10 protein-coding genes are annotated in these 10,526 nt (G+C 70.0%); all 10 read right to left on the bottom strand.

What is annotated here, in order from left to right:
• Nucleotides 1-822 (bottom strand): Clp protease N-terminal domain-containing protein (locus tag AC08ON_RS05400; RefSeq protein WP_476616554.1); only part of this gene is annotated, 822 nt, incomplete at its 3' end.
• A 497-nt stretch (nucleotides 823-1,319) separates the two neighbouring features.
• Complete coding sequence (locus AC08ON_RS05405) at nucleotides 1,320-2,267, bottom strand: (2Fe-2S)-binding protein (protein WP_476607507.1); 948 nt, start codon at nucleotides 2,265-2,267, stop codon at nucleotides 1,320-1,322.
• A gap of 229 nt (nucleotides 2,268-2,496) precedes the next feature.
• Nucleotides 2,497-3,414 (bottom strand): SGNH/GDSL hydrolase family protein, encoded by a 918-nt coding sequence (locus AC08ON_RS05410; protein WP_476616555.1) that lies wholly within the window; start codon nucleotides 3,412-3,414, stop codon nucleotides 2,497-2,499.
• Nucleotides 3,415-3,586: 172 nt separating this feature from the next.
• On the bottom strand, nucleotides 3,587-4,339 hold the full coding sequence (locus tag AC08ON_RS05415; protein WP_476607509.1) for a type III pantothenate kinase: 753 nt from the start codon (nucleotides 4,337-4,339) through the stop codon (nucleotides 3,587-3,589).
• A complete protein-coding gene (gene nadC / locus AC08ON_RS05420) occupies nucleotides 4,339-5,334 on the bottom strand; it encodes a carboxylating nicotinate-nucleotide diphosphorylase (protein WP_476616556.1) in 996 nt (331 codons plus the stop codon). Before nadC ends, AC08ON_RS05415 begins: the two co-directional genes overlap by 1 nt.
• 44 nt (nucleotides 5,335-5,378) lie before the next feature.
• Complete coding sequence (locus AC08ON_RS05425; RefSeq protein ID WP_476607511.1) at nucleotides 5,379-7,079, bottom strand: L-aspartate oxidase; 1,701 nt, start codon at nucleotides 7,077-7,079, stop codon at nucleotides 5,379-5,381.
• Entirely contained in the window at nucleotides 7,076-7,546 is a 471-nt protein-coding gene (gene panD, locus AC08ON_RS05430; RefSeq protein WP_476607512.1) for an aspartate 1-decarboxylase, read from the bottom strand. Before panD ends, AC08ON_RS05425 begins: the two co-directional genes overlap by 4 nt.
• Before the next feature lie 2 nt (nucleotides 7,547-7,548).
• Nucleotides 7,549-8,694 (bottom strand): pantoate--beta-alanine ligase, encoded by a 1,146-nt coding sequence (panC, locus tag AC08ON_RS05435; RefSeq protein WP_476616557.1) that lies wholly within the window; start codon nucleotides 8,692-8,694, stop codon nucleotides 7,549-7,551.
• Between the two features lie 200 nt (nucleotides 8,695-8,894).
• Nucleotides 8,895-9,101, bottom strand: coding sequence for a hypothetical protein (locus tag AC08ON_RS05440; RefSeq protein WP_476607209.1), 207 nt, complete (start codon nucleotides 9,099-9,101; stop codon nucleotides 8,895-8,897).
• Nucleotides 9,102-9,400: 299 nt separating this feature from the next.
• Entirely contained in the window at nucleotides 9,401-10,312 is a 912-nt protein-coding gene (locus AC08ON_RS05445) for a phosphoribosylaminoimidazolesuccinocarboxamide synthase (protein ID WP_043590473.1), read from the bottom strand.
• Nucleotides 10,313-10,526: the final 214 nt, after the last annotated feature.

Below are 10,526 nucleotides of genomic sequence, written 5' to 3' on the forward strand. Positions count from 1 at the left end.
CCGGATCTCCTTGAGGACCTTCTTCAACCGTTCCTCGAAGTCACCGCGGTAGCGGGAACCGGCGACCAGAGCGCCGAGGTCGAGGGTATAGAGCTGCTTGTCCTTCAGGGTCTCGGGCACCTCGCCCTTGATGATCGCCTGCGCCAGCCCCTCGACCACGGCGGTCTTGCCGACGCCGGGCTCGCCGATGAGGACGGGGTTGTTCTTGGTGCGGCGCGACAGCACCTGCATGACGCGCTCGATCTCCTTCTCGCGCCCGATGACCGGGTCGAGCTTGGACTCGCGGGCGGCCGCGGTGAGGTTGCGGCCGAACTGGTCGAGCACCAGGGAGGTGGACGGGGTCCCCTCGGCGGGCGCGCCGGACGTGGCGGTCTCGCCCTTGCCCTGGTAACCGGACAGCAGCTGGATGACCTGCTGGCGGACCCGGTTGAGGTCCGCACCCAGCTTGACGAGCACCTGGGCGGCGACGCCCTCGCCCTCGCGGATCAGGCCCAACAGGATGTGCTCGGTGCCGATGTAGTTGTGACCGAGCTGCAGCGCCTCCCGAAGCGACAGCTCCAGGACCTTCTTCGCGCGCGGCGTGAACGGGATGTGCCCGCTCGGTGCCTGCTGCCCCTGGCCGATGATCTCTTCGACCTGTGACCGCACACCCTCAAGGGAGATGCCGAGGGACTCGAGGGCCTTGGCGGCGACGCCCTCACCCTCGTGGATCAGGCCGAGCAGGATGTGCTCGGTCCCGATGTAGTTGTGGTTGAGCATCCTGGCCTCTTCTTGGGCCAGGACGACGACCCGACGTGCCCGGTCGGTGAATCTCTCGAACATGTGCGCTCCTTCGAGCTGCGACCGACCACACGACAGCCGGTATCCGCATGCTAGCTCCGCCGAGGCATGTCCTCACGCATCGAACAGAAACCTACCCGCCGGCACCGCCCACATCGTCGTGGGCGGCGGACCGGCGCAGGTACCGGCCGTCCAGCGGAGACGTCTAATGCAACCGTGGCCGACCAGCCATGACTCCGTCACGTCGTTCCGCCAAGAGCAGAACGACGCCGCCCGCTTCGCGACGTCTCCGGTCGGACCCACGGTGCGGCGGGACGCGCCAGGCGGTGCGTCCCACCTCGGTGAGCCTCCTCACCGATGCTACCGACGGTAGTGGATGAGGAGGTGCATCTTGTTGTGATTCAACTCACATGTATATCGTTTTGCGTTGTCAACGTTACTCATTGTCGTCGCCCTGGGGGTTTCAGCGACAGATCTTGCTTGCATCTCGCGAGTAACTACTGTACGTGCGCATACTCGGGCTGCGCTTCGGGTGACTCTCAGACCGCAAGGCCTCCATTGCCCTGCGTGTCGATCCAGGCGCGCAGCCGTTCCTCGCGATCCTGGTCACCAGTAAAGGGACATGAGGTGCAGTAGCCGTCACCAAGCCGGTAGGCCAGGCAGCACGACCCACGGCGTATGCCGGTGTACCGCCGGCCGTGGTGGACGAACTCGTGCCAACGGGGCCGGGCCCGGATGGTGGGTGTGGCCCGGGAGAAGAAGGCGTCGGCCTCCACTCGGCCGAGGTGGGGATCGCCGGTCGCGCGCTCGGTCAGCAGGAAGGCGCGGGCGCACTGCGCGGTTACCGCCCCCCACAGCGCCGGAAGGCCGAGCCGGACCCGTCCCCGCAGCTCCTCGACGAACGGTTGGAGATGCGCGAGCACCTCCTCGACCAGGCGACCGCGCAACGCGGCGACGTCCCCGATCACGCCGATCCGGGCATTCATCCCGTCTCCGGCGGTGGCGCCCCCCGCGATCGGGTCATCCGCCAGGACGGTCATGGCCGGTCGGTGGAACGCGGTCTGGTCGAACCAGCCGCCGTCGAGGACGCGCAGGGACATCGTCGCCGGGGTCAGGGCCGGCACCCGGTGCAGGAGGACGAAACAGGCAATGGCCGGGGCTGCGACGTTCGCCGAGTACCAGTTCGCCAGGTAGCTCGCGGCGACCTCCGGGCTGGCGCCGTGCGTGTCGCCCACCCGGGCCAAGGCCTCGGCCACGCCTGCTGGCCCGGTCAGGAAGGCACAGTCGGCCCAGCCCGGGCCGTCCGGCATCCCGAACTGCACACCGCGTGGCTCCAGCACCTCGGCGAGGTCCCGCAGGCTTGCCTCGAACGGCGGTTCGGCGCACTGAACGGTACCCCCGGAGAATTCCGGCGCCGTCCCCTCGGGGGCCACCTCCCTGGAAGGCGCCGCCGGGGACGCCGCCGAGCCGGTGCGGCGTTCGTTCACCGACCGCTTCATTGCCGGGACCGGGAGGTGTGTCGCGGCTGGGCCGGGCGTAGCTGTGCCAGGGTGCGGGATCTCCCGCGGAGTGGCGTGAGCATGAGCATGACTTTAAGTAAGCCTAACTTCATGTCTGACGTCAACTGGAGTCGCCATCAGTGCTATGCCCACGAGTCATCGGGTCGGCATCATGAGTTGGTCGACATCGCGTGGTTGCCGGGCTGGTCGGCCCGCGTCACCAGCTGTCCATGGCGAGATGGCGCTGGACGGCCTCGGCGATGGCCTGCTGCCCGTGCATGGTGGGGTGCGCGCTCAGCTCACGTGTCGGTCCGAACAGATTGACCGGAGCCACCCACGGGTCCGGTGTGCAGATTTCGTGACCGCGTAGCGCCCGATCCGTCGAGACGAACTCCACTCCCGCATCCGACGCGGCTTTTCTGATGACCCGGTCGAGCTGTCTGTTCAGCCTCGTCAGCTGTCGACGTTCCCTGTTGGTCAGCCAGGTACAGATGTTGTTGAGCTGGTTGTCCGGAAATATGTAGGGATAGCCGACCACGATGATCCGCGAATGCGGGGCGGCGGCCTTCACCGCCGTGTAGTTGGCGCTCAGGACACCCGGGAGTTCCTTGGTGACAAGATCGCGTTCGCGGCGGTCGTTGCCATCCCAGAAGCATCTCCACGCATAACAACTGAAGATGACTCTGCCGAATCCGGCATCGTTGCCGCCGGTGGTGATGGTGACGACGTCCGGGGCCCGGCCCAGTGCACGTAGCTGGGCCAGCTGGGGTTTCTCGCCCTTGAATGACTCGTGTAGGGCGCCGGTGGTGGCTCCGGAACACGCGGCGAACAGCGAGACGGTGACCCCCGATCCCGTACCGCCCAGTAGTCGTGGCCAGGCCTGGCTGCTCCGCCGGCACCGGGGGGCCGGCGAGTCGAAGGGGGGATTGCCCTCTCCCGAGGAGTAGGAGTCGCCCAGCACGGCCAGGGTACGGGGCTGCGGACCGGCCGAAGCCGGATCATTCCAACCGTATGTAATCGGAACCGCGGCGAACAAGAATGCTGCCATCGCGGTGACAAGAAAGGGATGAGTGAAGTATCCGCTGCCGGGATGTGACGATACGCCGGGTTGTGTTCCCGAGATTCGGTCCCGCATGGCACGGAATCGTAACCGAGTCGCGGGAGGGCGGTCCGTCGAAGCCGGTGGCTGCCGCTCGGCAGAGTCGGTTTCCTAATCCACTGGACCGGCCGAAGCCCCGGAGATGCACGATCGTCATAATTATCCTGGTCGCCGTAAGGCAGCCCGAACGAGCCCGGTCGGGATCGGATCAGATATTCTTCTCGAAGACGAGACGCAGGCCGATGAGTGTCAGATGGGGCTCGTGACGGTCAAGGTTCTCACTTTCCCTGATGACCACGGACGCGAGACCCCCGGTGGCGATCGCCACCGCATCCGTGTCCAGCTCGGCCCGGATGCGGCGTACCAGGCCGTCCACCTGGCCGGCGACGCCGTAGATCATGCCAGACTGGAGTGCCTCGACCGTGCTCTTGCCGATGACGGAACGTGGCGCGACCAGTTCCACCTTACGGAGCTGGGCCGCCCGGGACGCGAGTGCGTCCAGCGCGATCTCGATGCCCGGTGCGAAGATTCCGCCGATGAACTCGCCGCGTGCCGAGACGATGTCCAGGTTCGTCGAGGTGCCGAAGTCGACGACGATCGCCGGCCCGCCGTAGAGGTGATGCGCGGCGAGCGTGTTCATGATGCGGTCCGCGCCGGCTTCCTTCGGATTGTCGATGAGGATGGGAACCCCGGTCCGCGTCCCCGGTTCGACGATGACGACCGGGATGTCGTGGAAGGCCCGGACCACCATCCGGCGCAGCGCTCGAAGCGCGGCGGGAACGGTTGAGCAGATCGAGACACCGGTGACCTGGTACTCGCCGAGAAGGCCGCGGTAGAGCAGCACCAGTTCGTCCGCGGTCGCCTGCGGGTCGGTGCGCACCCGCCAGGAGTCGGCGAGGTGTTCACCCTCGAACACGCCGACGACGGTGTTGGTGTTACCGACGTCGATGGCGAGCAGCATCAGGATTCCTCCACGATCAGATCCTCGATCGGTGGGCCCGCGGTGGCCGATCCCGGGCGATGATCGGGGTCCAGGGCGAGATCGAGGCCGAGGTCGAGAGCGGGCGCCGAATGGGTCAGGGCGCCGACGGCGAGATAGTCGACGCCGACGGCTGCCACCGCCGCCGCCGTTTGCAGGGTCAGGCCGCCACTCGCCTCGAGCCGCACCCCGGCCGGACGGGCGAGCTGGACCGCGGCCCGCAGGTCCGCCAGCGACATATTGTCGCAGAGGATGAGATCACATCCGGCATCGACGGCCTCCGCGACCTGGTCGACGGTGTCGCATTCGACCTCGACGGGCAGCCCGGGGAACCGTGCCCGCACCGCGGCGAACGCCGCCGCCACGCCGCCCGCCGCGACCACGTGGTTGTCCTTGATCAGGGCTGCGTCCGTCAACGACATGCGGTGGTTCACCCCGCCCCCGCAGCGCACCGCGTACTTCTCCAGCGCGCGCAGGCCGGGTAGCGTCTTGCGGGTGTCGCGGATCATCGCGCCGATGCCGGCGACCGCGTCGACCCAGGCCCGCGTCAGGGTGGCGATCCCGGACAGGTGGCACAGCAGGTTCAGCGCGGTACGTTCGGCGGTGAGCAGGCCGCGGACCGGCCCGTTGACGTAGGCCACCGTGGTACCCGGCGGGACAGGGTCGCCGTCGCGAGCGGTCAGGGTGACGGTTGCGGCCGGCCCGAGCAGGCTCTCGAAGACGGCGGCGGCGACCGGCAGGCCGGCGACGACGCCCGCGGCCCGCGAGACGATGGCGCCGTGCCCGACGAGAGCGGGGTCGACCGTCGCCTCGGAGGTCGCGTCGACCGCGCCGATCTGGCCGGTCACCTCGTTCTCCTCCCAGACCGGGAGGTCCTCCACGAGCGCGCGGCCGACCAGGACCACCACCCCGTCCGGGTCGAGGCCGGCCGAGGCGAGGGCACTGCGGGTGGCGGGTGAGAGCCGTCCGCCGGGCACGCCGGCGGAACCGGGCCCGCAGACGGAGCCGGGCGCGGAACCGCTCACCGCGAGCCGCGCATGGGCTCGACGTCCACGATCAGTTCCCCTTCTGGATTGAGCCGGGTGAGGATCCGGCCGAGCCAGTGTTCGTCGTCCTGCTCACCGAAGTCCTCTCGCCAATGGGACCCGCGGGTCTCCGTCCGGCTGGCGGCGGCGGCGACGAGGGCCGTCGCAACCGTGCGCAGGTTGGTCATCTCCCAGGCCGGCGGCCCGGCCGTGACCGTCGCCCCGCTGACCCGCAGGTCCCCGAGACCGGCCAGTACCTTCGCCGTCGCCCGCAGGCTGTCCGCGCTGCGCAGCACCCCGGCACCGTCGGTCATCGCGCGCGCGAGCTCCGCGCGTTCGGCGGGGTCGGTCAGACCACTGCCGCGACCGACCACCGGCGCGGCGGGGATGGCGGCGCGGTGCCGGCAGCCGGGCGCGGTGCCGGCCAGGTGCTCCGCGATGCGTGCGGCGAAGACCAGCCCCTCCAGCAGGCTGTTCGACGCGAGCCGGTTGGCGCCGTGCACCCCGGTGCAGGCCACCTCCCCGCAGGCGTACAGGCCGGCCACGCTCGTGCGGCCCCACAGATCCGTGCGCACCCCGCCGCTGGCGTAGTGGGCGGCCGGCGCGACGGGGATCGGCCTGGCGACCGGATCGATGCCGGCGGACCGGCAGCGCGCGGTGATCGAGGGAAACCGCCGCTCGATGGTCGCCGCGCCCAGCCCCCGGGCGTCCAGGAACAGGTGATCGACCCCCTGGGCCGCCATGACCTGCGACATCTGCTTGGCGACGACGTCGCGCGGCGCGAGGTCGGCCAGCCGATGGACGCCCGCCATCACCCGTTCGCCGGCCGCGTCGACGAGAACGGCACCCTCCCCCCGCATGGCCTCGCTGACCAGTGGCTGCTGGCCCCCGAGCAGTTCGGCGACGGCGTCCGGCCTGGACGGGGGTAGCCACAGGGCGGTCGGGTGGAACTGGACGAACTCCAGGTCCGCGACGACGGCGCCCGCGCGCAGAGCCAGCGCCACCCCGTCCCCGGTGGAGACGCCGGGATTGGTCGTCGACGCGAAGATCTGTCCCATCCCGCCGGTCGCCAGGACCACCGCGCCCGCCGTCACCGCGCCGACGCCGTCCCGGCTGCCCTCCCCCAGCACGTGGAGGGTGGCGCCGGCGGCCCGGCCGTCGGAGTCGAGCAGCAGGTCGAGGACCAGGGCGTGTTCGATGACCTCGACGCTCTCATCGGCCCGGACGGCGGTGATCAGGGCGCGTTCCACCTCCAGGCCGGTGGCGTCCCCACCCGCATGGATGATGCGGTTGCGCAGATGGCCGCCCTCCCGAGTGAGGGCGAACGAGCCGTCGGTGGTCCGATCGAACCGGGCGCCGAGCTCGGCGAGCTCACGCACCCGCGCCGGTCCGTCGCGGACCAGCACTCGGGCTGCCTCCTCGTCGCACAGCCCGACGCCGGCGACCAGGGTGTCGGCAAGATGATCATTGGGCGAGTCCTCCGCAGCGAGCGCGGCGGCGATCCCACCCTGCGCCCACCGGGTCGACCCGGCGTCGAGGTGCGCCTTGGTCACCAGCAGCACCCGGGCGGCGGGCAGCGCCCGGCGCAGGTGCAGGACCGTCGTGAGCCCGGCGATGCCCGAACCGATGACGACGACGTCCGCGGCGCGCATCCATCCCGGGCGGGGCGCGCCGAGCCGGCAAGGTAGCACGGTCACTGCGTAGCCACGGCCGATCGGACCGCCGTCGCGGCCGCGGGTACCGGGATGTCGACCGGGATGTCGCCACGCAGGCTCGACGGGTCGCCGGGGAGCGGTTCGGCCGGGTCGTCGCCGTGCCCGATGATCCGGTTTGCCGCGTCGACGAACAGCACCTTCGGGACGTGCCGGCGCGCCTCGGCGTCGTCCATGAGCCCGTACGCAATGATGATCACTAGGTCGCCCGGCTGGACCAGGCGCGCCGCGGCACCGTTGATACCGATGATCCCGCTTCCCGCTGGTCCCGCGATGGCGTACGTCTCCAGCCGGGCGCCGTTGTTGATGTCGACGATCGTGACCTGCTCGCCAGGCAGCAGGTCGGCTGCGGCCAGCAGGTCCGCGTCGATCGTCACGGAGCCCACGTAGTGCAGATCGGCCTGGGCGACCGTGGCACGGTGGATCTTGGCGGTGAGCATGGTGCGCAACACGGTCAGGCTCCCGGGTGATCGCGGTCGGCGGGACGGTCCGGTCGGGGGGCGACGGCGGGGGATCCGGCGGATGCCGGAGCTCCGGTGGGGGCCGGCGCCGGGGATTCCGGAGGCAGGACGAGATCGATGTTGTCGATCAGGCGGGTGGTGCCCACCCGGGCTGCGACGAGTAGCAGAGCGGGACCGCTCCGGACCGGACGTAGATCGTCGGGGCTGGCCAGGGCGAGGTAGTCCACGTCCACCCCGTCCGCGGCGGCCAGGACCTCCCGCGCGGTCGCGAGCACGGCGTCCCGCCCGCCCGCCTGGGCCCGTGCCCCGGCGGCGAGCGCTCGGGACAGTGCGAGCGCGCTGCGCCGCTGGTCGGGGGTCAGGTAGACGTTCCGGCTCGACATCGCGAGGCCGTCGGGCTCGCGCACGGTCTCCACACCGATCACGGTGACGTCGAAGGCGAGGTCCGCGACCATCCGGCGGATGCAGACCAGCTGCTGGGCGTCCTTGCACCCGAAGAACGCCAGGTCCGGACGGACCAGGTGGAGCATGGTCCCCACCAGGGTCAGCATCCCATCGAAATGGCCCGGACGGGCGGCGCCTTCAAGCAGCTCACCGAGCGGCCCGGCCTGCAACCGGACGAGCGGCGGCGGGTCGTGGATCACCCCGGGGGCGAAGACGAGATCGACTCCTTCCCCCGCGCACACGTCGAGATCGGCGGCCAGGGTGCGCGGGTACCGGTCGAGATCCTCACCCGCGCCGAACTGCAGCGGATTAACGTAGATCGTGGCAACCACCTGGTCCGCTTGGGCCCGGGCGACGCGCAGCAGCGAGGCGTGGCCCTCGTGCAGCGCTCCCATTGTCATGACGACGGCTCTGGTCGGGCGCGGCTGCCCGGCTGCCGCCCGAGTGGGCGCGCCGTCCGGCGCGGGCAGACCGGCCTCATCCCGCCGGGCGATGTTGGCCTGCCGGTCGAGCGCGGCGAGCGCGGCGCGCAGCTCGGCCCGGTCTCTGGCCAGGACGGGACGGGACGAGCCGGGGAGCGTGCTGGGCCGGGCGGAGGGGGCAATGCTCCTTGCGGAGGGGACCGTGGCGGTGGCCGCCTGATCGCGGGATTCCGTCGATGGGCGGCCGGGCGTGGTGGAGAAAACAGTAGTCATGATCCGTTCCAGTCCTCGGATGGGGTACCGGACGTCGTTGGCAACTGTAACTCGGCTGCAATGGTTGCCGCCCTCCCCTGTGAGCTGGGCTTCGTTCGGGCGATCGTCCCGAACGAAGCCCTCTGCTCACGCCGGAAGGTGCAATTTGTTGCTTTATGACGTTATGCCCCACTTCGTGGGGGCGGCGAGTCCGCCGGAGTTCAGCTCCCGGCGTGCGCGGGCTCAGCCCGCTCAGGGGCCTCGGCCCCCTGGGGGGAGGAGGGCGTGGGGGCTCCTGGGCGGGTGTGCTGCGCGACGTAGGTGCCGGCGGCGATCGCCGCCGCGACCGGCCATTCGATGATTGAGGCCGCGGCGAGCCCGCCGAGTCCCAGGTAGTAGGCGCTCTTGCCCAGTGACGGCCACTGCATGCTCGTACCTCGTCCAACCTCGAACCGCGACGTGAGTAGCGGTGCCCGGACCGTGAAGGTGCGTGTGCCAGACGATCGCTCGGGGCCCGTGGGCGCGGCCGGCTGCCGCTGGTCCCGCGCAGGGGCAGAGGTGTCCGTGTCCTCCCGGTGCGGCTGTGTCCGTGCCCGTGGCGGAGGGTCCGTCTTCGTGGCCATGGCAGCTCACCTCTCTCGATATCTCGATCTTCTAGGAGAGAACTAGAGATGAACTTATAGTATCCAGAACATAACTTCTCGTGCTGTTCGCGATGCGAGCGCGGTCAGACGGTGGACAGGTAGTCCTTGAAGGAGATACCGGTCAGTCGCTCGTAGGCCTCCACGTAACGGGCCCGGGTCGCCTCGACAACGTCCGCGGGCAGCTCCGGCCCCGGCGCGGTCCTGTCCCAGCCGGTACTCGTCAGATAGTCACGGATGTACTGCTTGTCGAAGGACGGCTGGGAGGCCCCGGGCCGCCAGGTGTCCTCCGGCCAGAACCGGGACGAGTCCGGGGTCAGGACCTCGTCGGCGAGCCGCAGCGTGCCCTGGGTGTCATGACCGAACTCGAACTTGGTGTCAGCGAGCAGGATGCCGCGCTCGGCTGCGAGGACACTGGCCCGGCCGAAGATCTGCAGGGTCAGCCGCTCGAGCTCGGCGGCGAGCTCGGTGCCGATCCGGCCGGCCGCGTCGGCCCGACTGATGTTCTCGTCGTGCTCACCGATCGGCGCCTTCGTGGACGGCGTGTAGATCGGTGCCGGCAGCTTGCTGCCGTCCACCAGCCCGGTGGGTAGGGGATGCCCGCTGACCGCGCCGGTGCGCTGGTAGTCCTTCAGCCCGCTGCCGGTCAGATAACCACGGGCGACGCACTCGATCTGCACCATGTTCAGGCGTCGGCACAGCATCGACCGGCCACGCAGCTGCTCCGTGTACGGAGTGAGCTCGGCGGGGTACTCGTCGACGTTCGAACTGACGACGTGGGACGGGACCAGGTCGGCGAGCTGGTCGAACCACCACAGCGAAAGCCCGGTGAGAACGGCTCCCTTGTCGGGAATCTCGGTCGGTAGGACCACGTCGAACGCCGAGATGCGGTCGCTGGCGACCAGCAGCACGGCGTCGTCCCCGACCGCGAACAGCTCCCGGACCTTGCCCGAACCCAGGTGGGTGAGTCCGGCGAACTCCTCATGTGTAAGCGGCATAGACAGACCGTACCCAGGGAGAACAACAGCACCTGCCGGCCGGGGCACCGCGCCATGCCTGCGCGGCTGCGCGGCGGGTCAGGTGCGGGGGTGCGGGTCAGGTGAGGGCCGCCAGGGCGTCGAAGACCGAGCCGAGGCGCTCGGTGTAGCGCTCGGGCCGGCTCACCTCGTTGAGCCTGGCCTCGTCCAGGGGCAGGCCGCGGTCGCCGGCGTG

This window comes from Frankia sp. CoWAU3 (assembly GCF_977971855.1).

What these genes read in the sequence shown, in the direction of transcription:
- panC (WP_476616557.1), bottom strand. Translation starts at nt 8,694, where the DNA reads ATGACTACTGTTTTCTCCACCACGCCCGGCCGCCCATCGACGGAATCC.
- AC08ON_RS05440 (WP_476607209.1), bottom strand. Translation starts at nt 9,101, where the DNA reads ATGCAGTGGCCGTCACTGGGCAAGAGCGCCTACTACCTGGGACTCGGC.
- AC08ON_RS05445 (WP_043590473.1), bottom strand. Translation starts at nt 10,312, where the DNA reads ATGCCGCTTACACATGAGGAGTTCGCCGGACTCACCCACCTGGGTTCG.
- AC08ON_RS05415 (WP_476607509.1), bottom strand. Translation starts at nt 4,339, where the DNA reads ATGCTGCTCGCCATCGACGTCGGTAACACCAACACCGTCGTCGGCGTG.
- AC08ON_RS05410 (WP_476616555.1), bottom strand. Translation starts at nt 3,414, where the DNA reads ATGCGGGACCGAATCTCGGGAACACAACCCGGCGTATCGTCACATCCC.